Origin of the sequence: Streptomyces albipurpureus (assembly GCF_023701525.1) — a bacterium.
Taxonomy (GTDB): Bacteria; Actinomycetota; Actinomycetes; order Streptomycetales; family Streptomycetaceae; genus Streptomyces; species Streptomyces albipurpureus.
In genome coordinates this window covers 275,383-295,655 of record NZ_JAMQAW010000002.1, presented here as the reverse complement: position 1 = coordinate 295,655, position 20,273 = coordinate 275,383, and the positions used below count along the sequence as shown (strand labels likewise).

The window sequence follows — 20,273 nt, the reverse complement described above, 5'->3', positions numbered from 1 at the left end:
GATCGGCGGACAGCGGTCAAGTGCCCCCGATCCACCGGGATTCCACCCCGCCCAGGGCGACGCCCATCGCGCCTGTCTCGGCACGGGCGTCCATCTGGTGTGGGGACCGCCCGGTACGGGGAAGACCACGGTCCTCAAACGCTCCATCGGCGATCTCATCGCCCGAGGGGACCGGGTCCTGCTGGTCTCGGCCACCAATATCGCCGTGGACAACGCCCTGCTCGGTGTGGTCAAGGAGCACCGGCACGCCCCCGGTGACATCGTCCGGGTCGGCACACCGCAACTGCGGGAGGTCGCCGACAACCCAGGGGTGTCCCTGCCGCTCATGGTCCGCGACCGCCTCGCGGGGACGGCCGAGCGCCGCCGGGAGACCGAGGCGGCCCTGGTGGACATTCGGGCCCGGGCGGCCGAGCTGGCGGCCCTGGACACGGCTCTGGTGCGCTTCGACGCCAAGGCGTACTTCGCGGCGCTGAAGGTGCTCCGCACATCCGGTGGTGATGTGGCCTCGCGGGAGGCCAGGGCAGCGGAGGCGGTGGCGGAAGTGCGCGAGGCGGAGTCCGCGGAGCGGTCGGCAGCGCGGGCGGTGGCCGAGGCTGAGCGGCTCAGCGACGCGGCGAAGCAGTCGCGTGCCCAGTGGGCCGAGGTGGCGCGACTGCGTGAGGAGCAGTCCCGAGTGCTGCGGGCGGCCGAGCGGAAGGAGGCCGCCGTCCCCCCGGCCGAGACCGCGTTCGCCGATCTGCGCGAGGAGCTGCGGTTGTTCGACACCAAGGGGTCCGTGGCCCGGTGGCGCGGCCGGTTCGAGCGTCAGGAACTCGCCGAGCGGCTCCAGGCCGCCGAGAAGGACGCCGCTCGCGTCCGGCGGAAGGCCCGGTCGGCGCGGGCCGCCGCCACCGCCCGCACCGCTGAGTTCGACGCGCAGCTGGGAGAACTGATCCCCGGCATCGAGTACACCCCGGAGCGGATCGACGCTCTGGAGGCGGCAAGGGGTCAGGCCCGATCGGATTGGAAGGCCGCGCTTGACCGTACGTCCACCGCGCACCGGGCGGTCGCCGACATGGACGCCTCCACCGAGCGGGTCAGTGCCGCCGACGCCCTGACCAAGGAGGCCGAACAGCACAAGTGGCCCGCCCTGCATGCCCGCGCCGAGCGCATGCGCCCTGGAGTGAAGGCTGCCCACTTACGGCGGGCAGATCTGGAAATGCGGTTCCAGGAACTTCAGGAGGAGTACGAACGCCTCGCTCGCAACGCCCAGGGCGAGATCATCAAGAGTGCGAAGCTGGTGGCCACCACCCTCGCCCGGTTCCGCTCCAACAAGGCGGTCTTCGAGGGTCCTTACGATGTCGTCCTCGTCGACGAAGCGGGTGCGGCCACGCTCCCCGAGGTGATTCTCGCCGCAGCGAAGGCGACCCGTACCGTGGTGTTGCTCGGCGACTTCATGCAGCTTGGGCCGGTGATCGAGCAGGGACTCAAGGACCTGGACCGCCCCGATGTCAAACGCTGGCTGCTCCCCGACGTCTTCCAGCACTGCGGAATATCGGACCCCAAGGACGCACAGCGCCATCCGGCCTGCGTCACCCTCTCCGAGCAGCACCGGTTCGGCCCGGCGGTGATGCGGCTGGCCAACGGGCTCGCGTACGGCGGAACCCTGACTGGCGGCGAACGGGCGGCGGCGGACCGGCCGGAGGACGACCCGGAGATCGTCATCGTCGACACGGACGGACTCCACGAACTCGCCCAAGCCCATCTGACCGGCAAGCGTAGCGGCTGGTGGCCGGCCGGCTCGCTGATCGCGCGAGCCCTTGTCGAGTACCACCGGGAACTGGGTGACGACGCCGGAATCGTCACCCCGTACGGTGCCCAGGAGGCCGCGACGCTGGAGGCACTGCGCGACATCGAGAGCGGCGGCGGCCCCCTCGCCGAGGTGGGTACAGCCCATCGTTTCCAGGGCCGCGAGTTCCCCGTCGTCGTCTTCGACACGGTCGAGGGCGCGGACGGCCGGGAACTGTGGATGGCCCTCGCGCGACACGGACCGGGCGCGAACGGTTGGGAACGGGACGGCCTGCGGCTCTTCAATGTCGCCGTCACCCGAGCCCGGACCCGGCTGTACGTCATCGGCAGCTGGGAACGCATCAGCACGGCCGGGACGGGCACCGCCTTCGCGCAGCTGGCCGCGATGGCGGGCACCACCGGGGTGCGCAGGCTCCGGGCCAACCAGCTGATCACCCCGCCGCATGGCAGCGATCGGGAGCTGGGCGTCTTCGGCGCAGCTCTCGCCGATGTCCTGGCCCGCCATGTGGAGGTGACGGACATCGACGACGAACGATCCTTCTACAGCACCTTCGAGGACGAGATCCGCGAGGCGCACACCTCGCTGTGGCTGTGGGCACCGTGGGTCGCCAACCGGGTGCGTTCCCTGCTGCCGCTGCTCCGGGACGCGGTCGGGCGCGGTGTCCGGGTGACGGTCTTTCTCCGTGACGACACGGACCAGCTCCAGCGGCGCCTAGCCAATCAGGGCCTCATCGCCGACCTCGCGGCCATTGCGCACACGGTCGTCCCCGTCAATGTCATGCACCAGAAGATCGTGGTCGTCGACGAGCGAACCGTGATGATCGGCAGCCTCAACACGCTCTCGCAGAGCTGGACCCGCGAGGTGATGCTGACGATGCGCGGCGGTCACTTCGCCCGCAGGATGCTGGAGAACCAGAACGCCAGGCTGTTCGCCGATCCGCCGAAGTGCGGCCGGTGTGGCGGCGGGAGCATCGAACTCCGCCGCCGTACCAACGGCAGCTGGTTCTGGCGCTGTTACGACACAGTCTGCAAGACGGTCGCGAACGGTCGGAGCCAGGCCTGGAACCGTGACATCCGACTGGGTGGCGGCAAGCGCTGAGGCGGTGAGCGGCAGATGGTGGGTGGCGGCTCGCTGCTAGTCTCCGGCCCCGCCCGGTGAGCGCACTCGGCCCACACCGTCTTGCCCGGCCCGGCACCCTCGCGTACGCCCCACCGGGTGGCGAGTGCGTCCACGAGGAGCATCCCGCGCCCATGGTCCTCGTCCTGCCGGGGGCGTGGGACAGGCGGGCCGGGGGTGCGTGTCGGACACCTCGCCGCCCCCCTTCCGTCGATAGCGGACCCTGTCCGGCGCCCGACCGGCTGCTGTCTGAGACTCCGGGAGGATCTGGGCCCCCGACCTCTGGCGCTCGGCCCTCGAAGGCGCCGGCGGAGGCACTGCCCTCGTACTCCAGGACGTCGACCACCGCGCGGTGAGGAGAGTGAAGTTCTCGACCGCCTCTGCCGCAGCGACTCGCGGTGGACACCCTCGCCACGCGTACGGCCGACTTCGAGGAAGCACGCGCGGCCTTGGAGGAGCCGGTGCGTTTCCAGGCCGGATGGTCCATCTGACGATGATCGCTCGTTCGGTTCCCTAGGGGTTTCTCTGCGGGGAGTCGGGGCCCGGAACCGAACGAGAGAGGGCGCACCGGACTCGTGACGGAGAACGGGCCGGGTCAGCTGGTCGATGACGGACGAGCGCCCGCCGCCACGGCCGTGCTTCTGCCGTGCAGCACCAAGGCGCGCGTCAGACAGCCGAGAGCCGCCGCGCAGAGCACCGCGCGCAGCGCGTTGGCCGCCACCCAGGTGGTCTTGAACCTGTCCACGATGGCGAAGTCCGTCATGGTGGACGGGTCCCCGGCTGCTGCGAGGTCGTTGTTCATGGGAATGTTGAAGCCGACCGTGACCAGCAGGGCGACCAGATAGAGGACCGCCGTGTACGCGGCCCATCTCGCGGCGGCGCCATGACCGCTGCGATGGTCCAGGACCGCCGCGGCCACGGTGGCTGGCAGTACCCCGACGAAGAGTACGGCGAAAGCCCAGTTGCTCTGGATGGTGTCGTTGAAGCTCTGCATGGCGGTCACATAGGTGTGGTCATCGGTCTCCGCGAGTCCGGGCATCACGGCCATGCCGAAGGTGAAGAGCAGCCCCGCTGTCAGCCCCAGCGCGACCGTGGAGATCATCAACAGCACTCCGGCGGAGGTACCGGCCGGGAGACCGTGCTGCGCCATGGAGATCTGTTGCTCGGGTGGTTCGGGGGGTGCGCTGGATGTCGGAAGCTCGTTTCGACGGCCGGACGAGTCGGTTCTCATGCCGGTTCCTTCCCAGTTCATCGGAGTTGGGCGGGCACGGGGTATACGGGCCTTGCTCGGCACCCCGTGCGTTGCGCGCAACCAGCCAAACCCACCGTGACGGGCCGGGCCATGGCCGAGGAACTCACTCGCATACTCCTGCGTCCATCCGATGGGGACAGGGCGCTCTCCACCACCACCGTGACGATCGCCTGTCCATCCCGAAGGTGTTCTGAAGTTGCCCGGGTTCTGTCGTTCCGATCGCGGTGGTGACCAGCGCAGACCCTGGATCTTGGAGGGAAAGGGAGTGCATCGTGTTCAAGCTCCCGGGCGGTGGAGCGTGACATGGGTGATGCGTCCGAGATTCTCTGCAGATCACTCCCTCGAACTGCTTCCTCAAGCGCTCCAAGGGCCCGCCGCGAAGTCCCGATCCCCGCTCACGTCCCAGAGGCTCTCGAAAGGCACCTCCACCGCTTCGACCGTGACGCCGTCGTCCTGACCACCACCGCCAAAGGTCGTACGGTCGCGGCCCGGCGGTAGTGGGTGTTGAGGGACTGCCGCGTGTTCGTGTTCCTTCGAGCACGGATAGCGGCTCGTGGCGCCGGTGGTGGATCGGTCGCGCGGCCAGTGCCGATGGTGTGCGGGGTGGCCGCGGGCCACGGTCGAAGGTCGAGCTTGGTCATGGCGACGCCGTTGTCACCTCACCGGTTGGCAGCAGGCTGGCATTCGAGAGGGCAGCATCAGTGTGTGGACGCGTCGCCGTACGAAGGGTTCGTCCGTTGTGCCGTCAGCTCCCGGATCTCAAGGCAGCGAGCGGCGTAGTAGGTCGCGAGTTCGTGGTTGTCGAGGTAGTCGTCGAACCCGACGCGATACGCGAGCGTCAGTTCGACCGGCGAGGGCTCGTCGTCGAACGGCCGGCTCGCGCGGATGGCGTCGAGAACGTGCGGCATCGCGTACTGGAACCGCAGGTCGCTGCGGATGTAGTGCGGCAGGCCGTCGATGCTGCGCACCTCGGCGTCCTCGGCACCCGCTCTGGAGTAGATCGGGCGGGTCGTATTGTCGTAGCGGAAGATCTCGTTCAGCAGCGGCCTGTGCCGCTCGGGCACCTTCGGCAGGATCGCGTCATCCCACCACCGCTGGAAGATCGGTGCGAACCGCGGGTCGGCGTAGAGCTTGTGCAGCGACTCGACGATCAGGCCGGAGTCGGTGAACTCGCGGCCGTGGCCGAGTAGCTCGGCGACGGCGGGATCGGTCGAGTCCTGGAACCAGTCCGACAGGATCAGCAGTACGGCGCTCTGGGTGAGCCCGGCGAGCTCCCGCAGCGGCACCCAGATGTGCCGGAAGTACATGTTCTCGCTCATCATCCGGGCCCAGAACATGAACCGCTGCATCATCGTGTTCTCCGCGACCGTGACGGTGCGGTTGGCGAGAACGTACTCGAAGTCGTCGTTGTCGCCGCGCACGGTGACGAAGCCGTGCTCCTCGCGGTTCTCCGTGTAGCTCGTGTTGGGCAGCAGCAACAGGGGGTAGACGGCGATGCGGGACACGTGTTCGGACAGCCGGTCGTAGCCCGTCAGGAAGGAGTCGACCGTCTCACCCGGCGCGCCCCAGATCAGCTCGGCGTAGGCGTCGAGTCCCTCCGCCGCGAGCCATGCCGCCAGGTCCTTCCACTCGTTGAGCCGCATGTTGCTTCTGCCCATGTCACGCAACGCCGTGTCGTCCAGTGTCTGCAGCGCCACGGTGAACGAGCTCTGGAACCCCTCGGCCTTCATCCGGCGGATTATGTTGTGGAACGTCTTGGACTTGTTCTTCGCCCACGACGTCTCCAACGACTGCGGGAACCCGTATTTCTCGCGCGTCCTGACGAGGTCCTCGACGAACTCCGCGTCCGGCTGTCGCATGCCGAAGTTCGAGTCGCACAACACCACCGTCGGAATCTGGTGATAGCCGAACATGTCGAGTTCCGCGCGCAGCCGCTCGCGGGAGAAGTCGCGCATCCTCTGGCCGACCGCGCCACCCCAGTAACAGAACGAGCACTTGTACGGACAGCCGCGGTTGGTCTCCATCAGCGCAACGTCGTAGGGGAACCGGCCGTTGTGGTCGAGCAGCGGGATGGCCCCGGTGAGAAATGGCGACGGAATGGAGTCCAGGTCGTCGATGCGCGGTGCCTCGGCAGTGGTGTGGATCGTGCCTTCCTCGTCGCGGTAGGAGATTCCCGGCACCCGCGCGAGGTCGTGCGGCGACTTCTCCTCAAGGACGGCGAGCAGCAGGTCGCGGAAAGTGAACTCGCCCTCGCCGTTGGCGACGACGTCGACCTCGGGGAAGCGTCGGAAGACGCGTTCCGCCTGGTGCGCGACGTGCGTTCCGCCGAAGACGACCCAGCCGTCCGGGCGCACCGACTTGTAGGTCTCGGCGAGCGCGCCGAACTGGTTGAAGTTCCAGCCGAAGACCGAGAACGCCAGCACGTCCGGCACAACCCCGGAGAAGATCGTGCGCGCCATCGAGCCGAGCGATTCTCCACCGCGGAAGTTCTGTATTCCCACGTCGAACTCGGGTCCCACCACGGGATCGGCCCGTGCCGCGGCTGTGAGATAGCCGGCGGCGAGCGGCATCGATTCCTTGGGCATGTCCCAGGCGCCCTGTTGCACGATCAGCGCGCGCCCGCGCATTTCCCGTGAACGTGGTCGTCGTCGTGGTAACGGAAACGGAAGTGTGGACTGACTCACTGTTCTGCCCCTATGCCAGGCCGCCAGGTTCCCGCGGGCGATTGCACGCCGTACACCGTGTGAAATGTGGTTGACCAACTGGCTCCGACGTTCAACCGCGGAAATCAGCGCGGCGCACGCTCACCGTCGAGGTGTCCTTCGACGGCGGGCGGACGTGGAGTGCGATGCAGGTGACGAAGTGGTCCACACCGCCGCCACTGTGAAGACCGTGTATCCATCCGGTAGCTCACCCGGTCGAGCCGTCCAAGGCGCGGCGCAGGGAGGCCGGACGCAGGTCGGTCCAGTTCTCCTCGACGTGGGCCAGGCACGCCGCCCGGACGTCCGGGCCGTGCACCACTTGCCACCCGGTGGGCACCGGAGCGAACTCCGGCCACAGCGAGTGCTGGTCCTCGTCGTTGCGCAGCACCCAGAACACTCCGTTCTCGTCGTCGAACGGGTTGGTCGTCTCAGCCATGCCGCCTCCCAGTCGCCGCACCCTACAACGCGCCGTCGGGTGGTGAATACTCCCGCCCTCCAGCACGGTGACCACCGACGAAAGGGGTCCGGGTGCCGGGCCATCCGCGTGGTTGGAGGACCGTCTGGCGCACCGGCCTGCCCAGCTCCGGCAGGTCCGCGGCAGCCGCGGCACCCGCACCGGGGCTGCCCGGGCCGGCGCAGGTGCTGGACGGGGATGTTCCGCGACGCGACCTGTTCCCCGGACCCGGGTTCTGGCGTACGCGACCGGAGCGAGAACGTTCGGCGGGCCGGGGCGCCGGCGATGATGCGGCCCGGCACGGCGTCATCGTGCTGGTACGTGATCGCGCCGTACCGGGCAGTCCGCGAGGAGGCGCGCGCCGCCCACGCGGCGGCCGGGATCGGCTACCTGGAAGTGTGGGTGGACCACCGCTGGAGGTGTGCGTGCGGCGCGACGTGAAGGGACCCTACGCCAAGGCGAACGCCGGTCGGATCACCGGAATGTCGGGATAACGGGATCACCGGAATGCCCGGAATAACCGGGACGACTGGGGTGGACGGCCCGTACGAGCCACCCGAGGCACCCCAGCTGAGGCTGCGTACCGACGGCCACGGCCTCGGCGAGTGCGCGGGCCTGCTCGGCCTCCTTCGCGAGGACGCCCCGGCCCACCCGTGTGGGAGGGCCGGGGCGGGTTGGTCAGATGCGGTAGCCGAGGCTGCGCAGCTGGTGACGGATCGCCTCGTCGTCGGCCGTAGCGGTGCCGCTGGTCGCGGCGCCCGAGTCGGTCGGAACGAGCGAGACCTGCTCCTCACGAAGGTTCTCGTTCACTGGTTCTCCTTTCCCTACTTCGGTGTTCATTCCTGCCCGGTCGGACAAGCTCGGTGCCGCCCTAGAGTGGCGGTATGGATGGCGACATGGATGACCTGGCCTACGACGCGACCGGTACGCCGCAGGTTCGGCTGCGCCAATGGGAACGGTGCTGGCCACCGGACGACCCGCATGCCAACTTCAAGGCCGAGGTGGTCGACTACGGGCTCCTCGATCCGCTGGAGACCGTGCGTGGCATGTCTCGGAACCTGGACATCCCGGTCGGCCCGATCGTCCGGTATGTGCTGGCGAAGTGGGCCACCGGCGGCAGCGGCGGCCTGCTCGAACTCGGGCCGGTGATGGTGCCGCGCCTGTGGGAGCCGATCGCGGCCGCGGAGGAGGCCGATTCCGACGAGCAGCGGCTCGCGGCGTACCACCAGCTCCGGCAGATGATCAGTTGGCTGAAGGTGCCGCTGGACGACCCCACGGTGTACCCGGAGCAGTAATCGGCCAAGTGACCGGCTCTCAGTGCTCACGGCGCACCACCCCGGTCACGCAGCCGATCCCGCCGGCCGCCCGCAGGTACTCGCCGATGTCGATCTCGTCGACGGCCACCCCCGCCCGCTCCAGCGTACGCCGGATTCCCGGGCAGCCAGCGGGCATCAGCACCCGCCCCGGCGCGAGCACCAGCAGGTTCATCCCGCGCCGCACCAGCAGTTCCTCGTCCGGCGGCAGCGCGATCACCCGATAGCCGTACTCGGCGAGCAGCGCCGCCAACTCCGGTGGGCTCGCCGCCCGGTGGACGACGGCGGTGGACGAGTCGAGGAACACCACCGTCCCCAGCAGGTGCTGTACGCCCGGCGCCAGCGGCACCGTCACCACCCGCGCACCCAGTCCCGCGACCGCCGAGGCGACCTCGGCCGCGCCGGCCGCGTTCGTGCGGAACCCGGTACCGACGATCACCGTCGACGGGTCGATCCACAGCGCGTCGGCGCCCTCGAACACGGCGGTGCCGGACACCGTGCGCAGGATCGGGAACCCGGCCTCGGCCAGTGCGAGCGCGGCATGCCGTTCCTCGCCGGCCCGCTGCGCCGACGCCATCCGCGCCAGCACCGCCCCGGCCGGGGTCATCCAGAACAGGTCTCGCGCGAACACCACGTTCGGCGTCGCCGCGGGGGACGTCAGGTGTACCTCGACCCCGTTGTCCCGCAGGCGGTCCGCCAGCGCGTCGCACTGCGCCCGCATCGCCGGGAGATCCACCGGCCCGAGCATGAGCGAGGCCCCCGGCCGTCGCACCGCGGCGATGCTGTCCGGCGGGCGGACCAGCAGCACCGAACGCAGCGCGGCCGTCTCCGACCGGTACCCGCACGGCGCCCACACACTCCCGGCCGCGACTTCGTCCACATGCGACGCCACCCGGGGGACCCACCCCGAGCCGCCGTGGGTGCTCAGCTCAGATCCAGTGGTCGTCACGGGCATAGCCAAGCCTCTCCGCCATCGCGAGCACGTCGGCGCTCAGCGCGGACCGGATTTCCTTCTCCCGCGCCCGCCAACGGCCGGGGCGTGGTGCGGCGGTGGCCACAGTGGCGGCGATGCCGTCGGTCGCGGCCCGCTTCAGCGGCCCGTCGAACGGGATCCCCAGCCAGTCCGTGATCCGCTCGACGGCGTCCGCGCGGGCGGGCGGACCGCTGATCAGGTCCTCGAATCGCACCGTGTGATCCGCCCCGTGCGCGAGCACCGCACGGTGACTCGACAACCACTGGTGGGCGCAGACCCGGGGCAGGGCGGTGGCGGTGTACGCGGCCCAACAGGGTGGCAGGTCGAACTTCCACCAGTGCCGGTCGGCCGGCCGCACGTCGGCGTATCCGGCGATGCGCAGCGGTTCGTCCAGCCGGTACGAGTGGAACCCGTGGTGCAGCCACCCGTCGACCAGGCCGTTGATCGACGCGGCCGGGTTCCTGGTCAGGTGCAGCACCCGCAGGCGCGCGTTGGGGAACGCCGCCCGCAGGAAGCCGAGTCGGTAGGCGTTGCCCGGCGTCTTGATCACCAGTGGCTTCGTGGCGAGATCGTGTTCGTCCGCGGGCCGCCACGGGCGGGGGAGGACGAAGGGCGGCTCTTCGAGCAGCACATCACCGGGCGGCCCGGCCGGTCGTGGTCCCGGTGACTGCCCGGGAAGGTCGTAGTACCACGGGTTCACGCCGGCCATACCGATCAGCGCCCGCGCGAACCGGGGGAGATCGCGGTCCAGTACCGCCTCGGCGGTCCGCACCAGGTCGACGGGATCGAGGGCCAGCCCCGGCCACTGCACGACCAGCCGCCACGCCGCGTCCACCGCCAGGTTCTCCACGCCGGTGCCGGGGGAGCCCGCGTCCAGTGCCAGTTCCGCCTCGAACAACGCCTGGGAACGTGGCGGAAGCCCGTGCCAGTGCGCCGCGTCCAGCACGTCGGATCCGGTGCCGCTGTGCGGGTGGTCGAGGCCGACCAGCCGCAGCAGCGGATTCAGCTCAGCGCGCAGGTGCAGCAGGTGCGGCGAGGACCGCAGCAGCTCGGCGAGCATGCTCGACCCGCCCCGCGAACTCGACGCGACGACGACGAGATCGCGCACTTTCGCGCGGAAGTGCGGCACCGGCGTGCCCCGCAGCGGCCGCAGCACCTCAAGCCCGCGCACGACCTCGGCGACCGGGCGATCCACGGTGCGGCTAGGCATGGTCGGGTTTCCGCACCGAGTACACGCACCACCGCCACCGGTCGCGCACCGAGCCGTCCGGCAGTACCTCGAACGGGTGTACGGCGCGCACCTCGCGCGGCGCGTCGTAGTAGAGGCGGTAGATCTCCTGCCGGGCCGCCGGTGTCGTCTCGTGGGTGTCGATCCAACGGTCGATCGACTCCCACAGGAAGTACTCCTCCATCCGCACGTCGGTGAACCCGCCGCCGGTGAGCAACGCCCGGAAGTCCTCCTCGCGGAACATCTGGTAAAGCAGCGGCTGCTTCTTCTTGAACACGCGGAACATCCAGAACGCGTCCACGTCCGAGTACGGCACGATCTGCCCGACGATGAACTGCCCGCCCGGCCGCAGCACACGGAAGATCTCCGACACCGGCCGCTCCGGCTGGGGCAGCAGATGCAGCACTTCCCGGGTGACCACGAGGTCGAAACTGGCGTCGGGGAACGGCAGGTCGTAGACGGTGCCCTGGTGCACGACATCCAGCCGGGTGGCGGCGAGCGCGGCCATCTCCGGGGTGAGGTCCAGCCCGACCATCTCGCCGACCCGGCCGCGGAACGCGCCGCCGACGACACCGCTGCCGCAGCACACGTCCAGCATCCGCGCGTCCGGCGGCACCGCGCACAGCTCCGCGTGCTTGCCGAGCAGGTCCTCGTCGGTGAGCCAGGAGCACGAGTCGTGCCAGTCCTTCGAGCGGATCCCGAACTGTCGCTGGTAGACCGCGTAGTCGACCTCGACGGCCCGGGTCCGGGAGCGGGCCGTCCGCCCGGCCAGCCGTGCGGCGAGCCGGGCCCGACTCGCGTCGATGGCCCGTTCGGCGATGCGGCGGGCCAGCTCCGGGTCGGCCGCCAGCGCCCGCCGCGCCTGGTCGGTGACGACGTCGAACACGCGGGCGCCCGCGTCGTCGTTGCGCAGGGTGCGTTTGGTCTGGCCGTCGAACCGCGCGTCCGGGATCCGGATCGCGATCACCGCGGTCAGCCCCTCCAGGATGTCGACCACGGTCATCTTGTCCGCGGCCGGGCCGAGGTGGTCGGCCACCACCCCGGCCAGCGCGCTGCGCAGCGCGTCCACATGCGACCCGCCCAGGTCGGTGCGGATGGTGTTGACGTAGCTGAAGACCTGCTCCGCGTACCCCTCGGTCCACTGGACGGCGGCGTCGATCACGCACCCGTCCCCGGCCCAGGTGATGGTGGTCGGCTCGGCGTGCACCTTCTCGGCGTCGCGGGCTCGGTACGCGAGCAGGCCCCGTACCCCGGTCGTCTCGCACAGCGACTCGTGCCGCCCGGTGCGGTGGTCGGTGAGTTCGACCCGCAGGCCCGGGTGCAGGTACGCGATGTCGAGCAGCCGGGCGTGCACCAGGTCCGCGTCGAGCTCGCATGAGGAGAAGATCTCCGGGTCCGGGCGGAACCACACCCGGGTGCCGCGGCGGTCGCTGTCGCCGACCCGCTTGAGCGGGGTTTCGATCGAGCCTCGGGCGAACGACTCGCTGTGGTGCGCGCCGTCGCGCCACACGTCCAGCCGCAGCCACTCCGACAACGCGTTCACGCAGGCCAGGCCGACGCCGTGCAGTCCGGCCGAGGTCGCGTACGAGGAGTGGTCGAACTTGCCCCCCGAGTGCAGCGTGGTGAGCACGAGCTCACACGCCGGGATCCCGGCCTCCGGGTGCGGGTCGGTGGGGATGCCCCGGCCGTCGTCGGTGACCGAGCAGGAGCCGTCGTCGTGCAGCTCCACCGAGATCGCGCCGCAGTGCCCGGCGGCGGCCTCGTCCACGGCGTTGTCGACCAGTTCGAGCACCAGGTGGTGGGCGCCGTCCGAGCCGGTCGACCCGACGTACATCGACGGGTTGCGGCGCACTGCCTCCAGCCCGGAGTAGACGGTGATCGCCTCGGCTGTGTAGTCGTTGGTCATGGCGCTCCGTTCCCGGCGAACCGCGGCTCGGTCAGCCCGGTGAGGGCCTGCTCCAGCCGGTCCACGTGCGTCTTCTTCAACGTGCACAGTGTCTCCAGCCAACTCGCCAGATCGGCCACGCCTTCCATGTGCGCCCGCGCCGCCAGGCCGGGGTAGCGTTCGCTGGCCTCCCCGAGGTCGCCGCTGATCGCCGCGGCGAGGTTGCGGCGGGTGTCGCCGAGCGCGCGGCCGGTGCCGGGATCGTCACCGCCCAGCAGGTCGCGCAGCACATCCAGGTGCCCGTGGGCGGCGCAGGCCACACTCTCGGCAAGCTCGCCGAACACCCGGGCCGCCTCGGTGTGACCCTCGATCTCGGCGACCTGTGCGAAGTAGGTGTACCGCGCCGCGGTGGCCGCCTCGGCGCGGAACGCGGCCTGCACGCCGTCGGCGAGGGACTGGTCCGGTTCCATGATCAGACCCTCGTTCCCGAGGCGACGACGAACAGCATGTGGTCGGTGATCCGCCCGTCCGCCTCGGCCACGGCGTGCCGTGCGCGGAACGCGGGTGACGCGCTCCGGTAGCGGTCCCGGATGGCCTCCCGCGCGTCCTCGCCGATCGCGCCGTTGGCCGACCACACGTCCACGTCCTCCACCGACACATACCGCTGCGATTGCACCGGGTCGCACCCCGCGCCGGCGAGCAGGGCCTCGACATCGCCGGGCCGGAAGAAGTGCCGCCGGGCCGGGTTGCGCAGCCGCAGGATGTCGAAGTACTCGTCGCGGTCGTCGTCCCCGTAGGCGCACAGATGGGTCAGCACGACCCGCCCGCCCGGCCGGGTCACCCGCACCATCTCCCGCACCGCGTCCGGCAGCGTCATGAACTGGATCCCCTGACGGCACACCACGATGTCGAACGTGCCGTCACCGAACGGCAGTTCCTCCGCCGGGGCGATCACCAGTTCGTCGAGCATGTCGCGCGCCTGCTCGGCCATCTCCGGCGTGATGTCCACGCCGACCAGCCGCCGCACCCGCCCGGCGAACTGCCTTGACACCAGTCCGGTGCCGCACGCCACGTCCAGGACCGCGTCGCCCGGCTGGGGCGCGGCGGTGGACAGCATCAGCTCGCCGAGCGCGTCGTCGGTGCACCACGAACTGGATCGGTCGTAGGTGCTCGCGCGGTCGGCGAAGTGCGTGCGGACGCTTCCCGTTTCGTTCATCTGCTCTCTCCTGCCATAGCCAGGGTGCGGCCCGGCGTCGCGCGGCGACGCAGCCAGCGGACGGTGGCGTCGCGCCGCCAGCGCCGGAAGTGGTTGCGGTCGGTGCACAGCGATCGCGCCTCCACCGCCAGCCGCACCGCGAACCCGCGCAGCGCGACGCCGAGCGGAGCGGGAGCCGGTTCGTCCAGCGAGGCCTCGTCGAACGGGTAGTGAAGCGTCTCCATCGCCCGCGCGGTCACGCTCTCCACCTGCCGCCGCTCCCGGTCGGACAGCCCATGCCGGTGGGCGCCGATCCGGGCTGTGGTGATCGGGTCGCCCGCCGTGCGCCAGGACGCCGACAGCGACGCGGTCACCCGGGCGTTGTCACTGAGGTGGTGCGCCAGCATCGCGGGCTCGACCGTCTCACCGATGAATTCGCAGATCGCCCGGATCTCCCGGTCGGGCGCGGACACCAGGTCCTCGTACCGCACCAGGTGCACCACTCTCGGCCCCCACCGCTCCAGGGCCGCGCGGGCGAGCTCCTGTTCGGCCGTCCACCGCAGCGCCATTCGGTACGGGTGGCAGTAGCCGAACACGGCCCGCTTCGCCGACGCGACCACATCGCGGGGATCGCGAACCAGCCACAGGAACCGCGCGTCCGGGAGTTCGGCGAGCACCTCGTCGACGTGCTCGACCATGAACGTGCTCTTGCACCCCCACCGGGCCGCGCCCTCCGCGACGCGGTACTGGTCGTAGATCGCCGACACCACCCCGAACAGCGACGGCGCCTTTCCACTCACGGCAGCCTCGGTCACCGCGGCCCGGTCGATCACGTGCGGCCACGGGTGGATGTGGTTGCGCAGCAACCACATCGCGTCGCCCACCATCGCGTCGACATCACCGTTGTAGGGGATGCCGGACAGGTACCGCATGAAGTGCGGCGGGTGCGGGACCGCGATCCGCGAGTGCGCGTCGAGCATCAGCCGCAGCAGGTTCGACCCGGAGCGCTCGGTCCCGATGATGAGGATGGGGCCGTCCTGAGTGGACACCGGTCAGGCCCCGACCGCGAGCTTCTTCGCGCCGCAGTCCATCAGAGTGCTCCCGACCTTGGCCACCTCCGCGTCAGCCACCTTGTCCAATGTGTAGTGTTCGGAACCGGGAACCAGTGGCGCGGCGGCGGAACTCCACTCCGCGCGCCAGCCGTTACCGGCGTACGACGTCGACCGCTCGGTGCCGTCGGCCGGCTGCGGGTGGAAGTACTGGAAGTGCTCCGGCCAGTGCTGGAAGTCCATCACCGGGCCGGGCTGATAGGCGTCGTACACACGCTTGTACGCGTCCCGGCAGACCCGCTCGGGCAGCCCGCTCACGTTCAGGAACTCGTCCTCGTGCAGCGCCTGTTCGACCGACAGCCAGTTCAGGTGGTCGATCTCGGAGCGAATCATCTTGTTCCGCCTCGCGTCCTGGTACACCGTCGTACCGGGCATGGCCGACAGATACTTCACCCGGGTCACATGGTTGTACTGCTCGGCGAACTGCACCATGTCCGACAGGGACTCCTCGGTCTCGTTCGGCAGACCGACGATGAGCAGCGAGCCGAACCGCACGCCGCCCTCGAACGTGGTGCGCATCGCGCGGACGGTCAGGTTCTCGCTGCTGCCCTTGCGTGCCTCGCGCAACACCTCGCGGCCCAGCGACTCGACGCCGTACAGGATGATGTCCGCACCCGCATCCCGCATCGCGTCGATGCGCGGTACGTCCATGTCGGCGCACCGGGTCAGACAGGTCCACCGCAGATCGTGCTGGGAGATCACGTCGCACATCTCGATGGTCTGGCCGCGGTGCGAGCTGAACGTCAGGTCGACGAAGAAGCAGAAATCCACGCCGTACTGGGTTTTCAGCCAGTCGAGGTCGCGGTCCATCTTCTCCGGCGACTTCGCCCGCACCTGCGGTGTGGTGCGGTAGCAGAACGAGCAGTCCATCTTGCAGCCGCGGCTGTAGGACGAGATCACCTGCGGCTGCATGCCGAGCGGCGACCGCGACTGAGGCCACAGGTCGAGCCGCATCCTGGGCAGCGCGTCGAGATCCATCATCTGGCCGCGCGGTGGCGTGCGGCGCGCGTTTCCCTTCTCGTCCCGGTAGCAGATGCCCTTGATGGTCGGGAGATCCTGCTGCCACGAGCCGCGGGTGTAACTCTCCATCAGCTCCAGGATGGTGAGCTCGCCCTCGCTGATCACCGCGATGTCGCAGTCGGTGTCCGACATGAATATCGCCGGAACGGAAGTGACCAGCGAGCCGCCGCAGATGATCGGTATGTCCGGGTGCGACTCGCGGACCATCGCCATCAGCTCGCGGCAGAACGGGAAGTTGTCCTCGAACGTGCACACACCGAGCACGTCGGTGCCTTCGATGATCTGGTCGTACGCCGCCTGCAGTGGGTTCGGGGTGTAGCGGACGTCGACGATGCGCACCGGGTACCCGGCGTTGTGCAGCACGGTCGAGATGTATGTCGCACCCTCGTAAGGTGAGGTGAGGAAGAACTCCCAACCCCGCGGCATGGTGAACGGCGAGGGCCCGACGATGAGGGTGAACCTCGGCAGCGCGGGATCGACCGGCACCGGTTCGGCGTCCTGGTTGCGCATCTGCTCGATATAGCGCTGGTCGACGCTGCCGTTCGCGTCGGCATACAGCTCCAGGTCCAGGGACAACTTGCGCGCCATGTGAATTCTCCCTTGCGTCACGGTCATGGACGCTCCGCCAGGTAACTGTAGGGGCGGGATGTGCTGTTCGGCACTGGTGTTCATGCGGCCCTGTTCGTCGTTGTCGTACGCGGGGAGCCCGTTGTTAGCCTTCGGTGCCGCTGGCGTCGACGTAGAAAAACAGAGGAATCCCGGTGACCACACAGCCGAACATCCTGTTCATCTCCTTGGACACCGTGCGCGCCGACGTGGCCTATTCGGGGAAGTACCCCGGCGTGGAGCGGCTGCGCGCGAACGGAGTCAGCTTCACGCAGGCGATCTCGTCGTGCCCCCTGACACCGGTCAGCCACGCCACGGTGTTCACCGGGCTCCAGCCACCCCGCCACGGGGTCAGGCACCTGTTCCGCGAAGCGCTGGACAAGAAGGTGCCGACGCTGGCGGAGTGCCTGTCGGAGGCCGGGTACACGACCGGCGCGGTGGTGTCCTGCCCCGGCCTGAACAAGTGGTACGGGATTGACCGCGGGTTCGACTTCTACGACGACGAGATCCCACTGCTGCCGGACGGCCGGGACCCGCTGTCGGTCGGCGACGTGAAGCTGCGCGGGCTGGCGCTCAAGCGCGCGCCGGTGGTGGTCGAACGCGCCACCCGCTGGCTTGAGTCGCTGGACGGCGACGGCCCGTTCTTCCTGTTCGCGCACTTCTTCGACGCGCACTGGCCGTACGAGCCGCCAGAGGATGTCGGCGTCGAGGTGGCGAACCCGTACGAAGGCGAGGTCGCCTACACCGACCACTACGTCCAGCTCCTGCTGCGCCGCATCGCCGAGATGGGCCACGACATCGAGTCGATGCTGGTGGTGTGCTTCTCCGATCACGGCGAGGACCTGGCCGGGTGGTACCCCAACGACCACGCCGGCGACCTCGGCCACCCGTACGAGGAGGGCCACGGCTGCCTGCTGTTCGACGCGACCCAGCACGTGCCGCTGGTCATCAGCGGCCCCGGGGTGCCAGGGGGGATGAGCGTGGACAGCCAGGTGCGGCTCGTCGACATCATGCCGACGGTGCTCGACCATCTCGGTCTTGACCCGCGGTCGTCGGACGGCGCCTCGCTGACCGAGTTCTTCGCGGACGGCACCGGGGCGTCCCGCGAGGCGTACTCGGAGACCTACTTCCCGCAGGAGCGGGCCGCCGCCTCGGACGACTACCCGGACCTGAAGGCGCTGCACTCGGTGCGGGCGGACGGGCGCAAGGTGATCTGGGAGGCGGACGGGCGCCAGGTGTGGGCCTACGACCTCGCCGCCGATCCCAACGAGCTCGGCGGGCGGGTTCTCGTGTCGGATGAGGACGCGTGACAGCAGGGGTGACCTCGGCGCCTCGTTCGGTCCGCCGGGTGCTGATCGCGAGCACGATCGGCACCGCCATCGAGTGGTACGACTTCTACCTGTACGCGACGGCGTCCGCGCTGGTGTTCGGCCCGCTGTTCTTCCCCGGAACGTCGACCGCCGGCGGTGTGCTCGCGTCGTTCGCCACCTACGCGGCCGGGTTCGTCGCGCGCCCGCTGGGCGGCCTGCTGTTCGGCCACTTCGGCGACCGGGTGGGCCGCAAGTCGATGATGGTGTGGACGTTGCTCGTCATGGGCATCGCCACGTTCGGCATCGGCCTGCTGCCCACCTATGAAACGGCCGGTGTCCTCGCGCCGGTCCTGTTGGTGACGTTGCGCGTCGCGCAGGGCATCGGCATCGGCGGCGAATGGGGAAGCGCGGTGCTGCTCAGCACCGAACACGGCCCGCCCGGACGCCGGGGCTTTCTCAGCAGCTGGCCCGCGATGGGCTTCGCGGTGGCGTTGTTCGGCAGCAACCTGACCTTCGTGCTGATCTCCAAGCTGCCCGAGGAGGACTTCCTGACCTGGGGCTGGCGGCTGCCGTTCCTGGCATCGAGCGTCCTGGTCGGCATCGGTATCTGGGTCCGGCTGGGGGTCGAGGAGACACCGGAGTTCGTGCGTGGCCGGGCGGAGAACGGCGCTGCCCGGGTGCCGGTGATCATGGTGCTGCGGCGGTGGCCGCGCCGCGTGGTGATCGGCATTCTCGCTTCGCTCGGCACCGGGTCGGTGATCGCCATGTTCACCGTGTTCCTGGTGGCGCACGCGGCGAAGGCCGGGCCGGAGGTGCGGTCGACCGTACTGACCGGGCTGATGATCGCGGCCCTGGGAGAGTGCGTGACACTGCCGGTGTTCGGCGCGCTCTCCGATCGGTTCGGCCGCAAGCGGGTCATGATCTTCGGCTACGTGGTCGCGGTGCTGGCGATGATCCCGGCGGGCGCCTGGCTGTCCTCGGGCGATCCAACGCTGGTCGCCCTGGTGTTCATCCCCGCGCTGACCATCGCGCACGGCGCGATCTACGGTGGCCTGGCGGCGTTCCTGGTGGACCTGTTCCCGACCATGGTGCGGTTCTCCGCGATCGCCGTGACCTACCAGGTGGGCGTCACGATCTCCAGCTTCTTGCCGCTGGTCGCGGTCGCGATCACCGGCGGCTCGTCGGCGCTGCTTCCGGTGGTCGGGCTGTTCGCGGTGGTCCAGATGGTGGCGGCGATCGCCGTGGCGTGCGCGCCGGACTCACGCGCTGACGCGGACCTGGCCGCGGACCTGGCAGGCCAGCGCTGACCAGTCGGCCGCGCAGTCCATGGCGAGGTCGGCAACCACCGGTGACCAGCGTTGGGGGACGGCGGCGGCGAGGCGGTCCCACTGCGCGGCGTCGAGGGTGTTGGCGTCGAGCAGCCGCAGGAGCGCGCGGCCGATCTCGGAGAACCGCAACGACGGATCGGTGCGCAGCGAGAGCAGGAACCGGCCTCGTTCGGCGCGAGGTGTGCCGCTGAAGCCGTTGTCAACGCCGGTGTTGTTGCCCGGTGCGTTGTTTTCTGCGTTTTCTGCGTTTTCCGCGCGATTTCCGGCGGAAAGGCGATGCCGCGGCGGAATAGGATCCTCGCCGCGGCGCATTCTTTCCCGGACATCCCGGGCGGTGCCGACCGATATTCCGGCGATTCGGGCGATCTCCCGCAATGAGAGATCTGGATTGCTCGAAATCGCCCGACTCGCAATCATGCGTCCGTGGGAGGCGTCGAGTGGCCGCACTTTCCCGTCGCGGCCGAGGCGGGTGTTCAACTGAGTCATTTCCCCGGTTGAACGCTGCCGGATCGCGGCCACCGTCTTGGTGGACAACCCGGCTGTCGACGCGATCAGGCGGTCCGACAGGTGCGAATGCGACGAGAGGATCCGGGCGGCGGCGGCGGTGCGGTCAGCCAGCGTCAGCGGCAGCCCCTGGGCCACGTTGGCGCTCACGGCCAGCACGAACGCGTCCTCCTCGGTGCCGTCGACGAACCGCACACCGATGGTGGCGTCCCCGCGCAGCTTGGCCGCGCGCAGGCGGTGCACGCCGTCGATCACCTGCATGGTCGGCCGGTGCACAAGGATCGGCGGGAGGTCGTCCGGGCACTGCGCGAGCGCGCTGACGTGGTCGGGACTGGAGCCGGCGACCCGCACGAGAGGCGTTTCGGTTATCTGGTCAATCTGCACAAACGTCGGTGGCGTGTCCCTACATAACGTACCCAGCGATGTCCCGCTCATCCGAACTCCTCCAGATGGGCCAACCCATTTTCGAGCACGACTTGGTCACGCTCG

17 protein-coding genes are annotated in these 20,273 nt (G+C 69.6%); 5 read left to right on the top strand and 12 right to left on the bottom strand.

Annotated features, from left to right (window positions below; translation table 11 throughout):
* Positions 1-2,887, top strand: a 2,887-nt coding sequence (locus tag NBG84_RS02410) for an AAA domain-containing protein (protein ID WP_250917527.1), incomplete at its 5' end; no start/stop codon positions are given.
* 613 nt (positions 2,888-3,500) lie between these two features.
* Here NBG84_RS02410 and NBG84_RS02400 read toward each other — a convergent pair.
* The 3 genes from NBG84_RS02400 to NBG84_RS02390 form a co-directional block, all read right to left on the bottom strand.
* Positions 3,501-4,136 carry an anthrone oxygenase family protein gene (locus tag NBG84_RS02400; RefSeq protein ID WP_250917526.1) on the bottom strand — a complete coding sequence of 212 codons (636 nt, stop codon included), beginning with the start codon at positions 4,134-4,136 and terminating at the stop codon, positions 3,501-3,503.
* A gap of 719 nt (positions 4,137-4,855) precedes the next feature.
* Positions 4,856-6,784, bottom strand: coding sequence for a KedN5 family methylcobalamin-dependent radical SAM C-methyltransferase (locus NBG84_RS02395; protein WP_250917525.1), 1,929 nt, complete (start codon positions 6,782-6,784; stop codon positions 4,856-4,858).
* A 283-nt stretch (positions 6,785-7,067) separates the two neighbouring features.
* Positions 7,068-7,295 carry an MbtH family protein gene (locus NBG84_RS02390; RefSeq protein ID WP_250917524.1) on the bottom strand — a complete coding sequence of 76 codons (228 nt, stop codon included), beginning with the start codon at positions 7,293-7,295 and terminating at the stop codon, positions 7,068-7,070.
* A 92-nt stretch (positions 7,296-7,387) separates the two neighbouring features.
* On the opposite strand from NBG84_RS02390, the gene NBG84_RS41425 reads away from it, so the two are divergent.
* The gene (locus NBG84_RS41425) at positions 7,388-7,807 is read left to right on the top strand and encodes an adenylyl-sulfate kinase (protein ID WP_425608555.1); all 420 of its coding nucleotides are present in this window, start codon (positions 7,388-7,390) and stop codon (positions 7,805-7,807) included.
* A gap of 184 nt (positions 7,808-7,991) precedes the next feature.
* Here NBG84_RS41425 and NBG84_RS40405 read toward each other — a convergent pair whose 3' ends face one another.
* The gene (locus tag NBG84_RS40405; protein ID WP_285366330.1) at positions 7,992-8,123 is read right to left on the bottom strand and encodes a hypothetical protein; all 132 of its coding nucleotides are present in this window, start codon (positions 8,121-8,123) and stop codon (positions 7,992-7,994) included.
* 74 nt (positions 8,124-8,197) lie between these two features.
* On the opposite strand from NBG84_RS40405, the gene NBG84_RS02385 reads away from it, so the two are divergent.
* Entirely contained in the window at positions 8,198-8,608 is a 411-nt protein-coding gene (locus NBG84_RS02385; RefSeq protein WP_250917523.1) for a DUF6027 family protein, read from the top strand.
* A gap of 19 nt (positions 8,609-8,627) precedes the next feature.
* Here NBG84_RS02385 and NBG84_RS02380 read toward each other — a convergent pair whose 3' ends face one another.
* From NBG84_RS02380 to NBG84_RS02350, 7 genes are read right to left on the bottom strand one after another with little or no spacing between them, the layout of a single operon-like run.
* On the bottom strand, positions 8,628-9,581 hold the full coding sequence (locus tag NBG84_RS02380; RefSeq protein ID WP_250917522.1) for a dimethylarginine dimethylaminohydrolase family protein: 954 nt from the start codon (positions 9,579-9,581) through the stop codon (positions 8,628-8,630).
* Positions 9,556-10,809 carry a sulfotransferase family protein gene (locus NBG84_RS02375; protein WP_250917521.1) on the bottom strand — a complete coding sequence of 418 codons (1,254 nt, stop codon included), beginning with the start codon at positions 10,807-10,809 and terminating at the stop codon, positions 9,556-9,558. Before NBG84_RS02375 ends, NBG84_RS02380 begins: the two co-directional genes overlap by 26 nt.
* Entirely contained in the window at positions 10,802-12,733 is a 1,932-nt protein-coding gene (locus NBG84_RS02370) for a methyltransferase domain-containing protein (RefSeq protein WP_250917520.1), read from the bottom strand. The genes NBG84_RS02375 and NBG84_RS02370 overlap by 8 nt, the downstream gene beginning before the upstream one ends.
* Positions 12,730-13,182: a rubrerythrin family protein gene (locus tag NBG84_RS02365; RefSeq protein ID WP_250917519.1), complete on the bottom strand. Its 453-nt coding sequence runs from the start codon at positions 13,180-13,182 to the stop codon at positions 12,730-12,732. The genes NBG84_RS02370 and NBG84_RS02365 overlap by 4 nt, the downstream gene beginning before the upstream one ends.
* Positions 13,183-13,184: 2 nt before the next feature.
* Positions 13,185-13,928: a class I SAM-dependent methyltransferase gene (locus NBG84_RS02360; protein WP_250917518.1), complete on the bottom strand. Its 744-nt coding sequence runs from the start codon at positions 13,926-13,928 to the stop codon at positions 13,185-13,187.
* The gene (locus tag NBG84_RS02355) at positions 13,925-14,956 is read right to left on the bottom strand and encodes a sulfotransferase family protein (RefSeq protein WP_250917517.1); all 1,032 of its coding nucleotides are present in this window, start codon (positions 14,954-14,956) and stop codon (positions 13,925-13,927) included. Before NBG84_RS02355 ends, NBG84_RS02360 begins: the two co-directional genes overlap by 4 nt.
* A 3-nt stretch (positions 14,957-14,959) precedes the next feature.
* Positions 14,960-16,624, bottom strand: coding sequence for a B12-binding domain-containing radical SAM protein (locus NBG84_RS02350; RefSeq protein WP_250917516.1), 1,665 nt, complete (start codon positions 16,622-16,624; stop codon positions 14,960-14,962).
* 173 nt (positions 16,625-16,797) lie between these two features.
* Here NBG84_RS02350 and NBG84_RS02345 point away from each other — a divergent pair, with 173 nt between their 5' ends.
* Together NBG84_RS02345 and NBG84_RS02340 are read left to right on the top strand one after the other, a co-directional pair.
* Positions 16,798-17,952: a sulfatase gene (locus tag NBG84_RS02345; protein ID WP_250917515.1), complete on the top strand. Its 1,155-nt coding sequence runs from the start codon at positions 16,798-16,800 to the stop codon at positions 17,950-17,952.
* An 8-nt stretch (positions 17,953-17,960) separates the two neighbouring features.
* Positions 17,961-19,259 carry an MFS transporter gene (locus NBG84_RS02340; RefSeq protein WP_425608554.1) on the top strand — a complete coding sequence of 433 codons (1,299 nt, stop codon included), beginning with the start codon at positions 17,961-17,963 and terminating at the stop codon, positions 19,257-19,259.
* Here the strand turns inward: NBG84_RS02340 and NBG84_RS02335 are convergent.
* Entirely contained in the window at positions 19,212-20,219 is a 1,008-nt protein-coding gene (locus tag NBG84_RS02335; protein ID WP_250917513.1) for a ParB/RepB/Spo0J family partition protein, read from the bottom strand. The genes NBG84_RS02340 and NBG84_RS02335 overlap by 48 nt on opposite strands.
* Positions 20,220-20,273 lie beyond the last annotated feature (54 nt).

Excerpts from the sequence above, each read along its gene's own strand:
- NBG84_RS02400 (WP_250917526.1), bottom strand. The coding sequence starts at position 4,136 with ATGAGAACCGACTCGTCCGGCCGTCGAAACGAGCTTCCGACATCCAGC.
- NBG84_RS02395 (WP_250917525.1), bottom strand. The coding sequence starts at position 6,784 with ATGCGCGGGCGCGCGCTGATCGTGCAACAGGGCGCCTGGGACATGCCC.
- NBG84_RS02390 (WP_250917524.1), bottom strand. The coding sequence starts at position 7,295 with ATGGCTGAGACGACCAACCCGTTCGACGACGAGAACGGAGTGTTCTGG.
- NBG84_RS02385 (WP_250917523.1), top strand. The coding sequence starts at position 8,198 with ATGGATGGCGACATGGATGACCTGGCCTACGACGCGACCGGTACGCCG.
- NBG84_RS02380 (WP_250917522.1), bottom strand. The coding sequence starts at position 9,581 with ATGCCCGTGACGACCACTGGATCTGAGCTGAGCACCCACGGCGGCTCG.
- NBG84_RS02375 (WP_250917521.1), bottom strand. The coding sequence starts at position 10,809 with ATGCCTAGCCGCACCGTGGATCGCCCGGTCGCCGAGGTCGTGCGCGGG.
- NBG84_RS02370 (WP_250917520.1), bottom strand. The coding sequence starts at position 12,733 with ATGACCAACGACTACACAGCCGAGGCGATCACCGTCTACTCCGGGCTG.
- NBG84_RS02365 (WP_250917519.1), bottom strand. The coding sequence starts at position 13,182 with ATGGAACCGGACCAGTCCCTCGCCGACGGCGTGCAGGCCGCGTTCCGC.
- NBG84_RS02360 (WP_250917518.1), bottom strand. The coding sequence starts at position 13,928 with ATGAACGAAACGGGAAGCGTCCGCACGCACTTCGCCGACCGCGCGAGC.
- NBG84_RS02350 (WP_250917516.1), bottom strand. The coding sequence starts at position 16,624 with ATGGCGCGCAAGTTGTCCCTGGACCTGGAGCTGTATGCCGACGCGAAC.
- NBG84_RS02335 (WP_250917513.1), bottom strand. The coding sequence starts at position 20,219 with ATGAGCGGGACATCGCTGGGTACGTTATGTAGGGACACGCCACCGACG.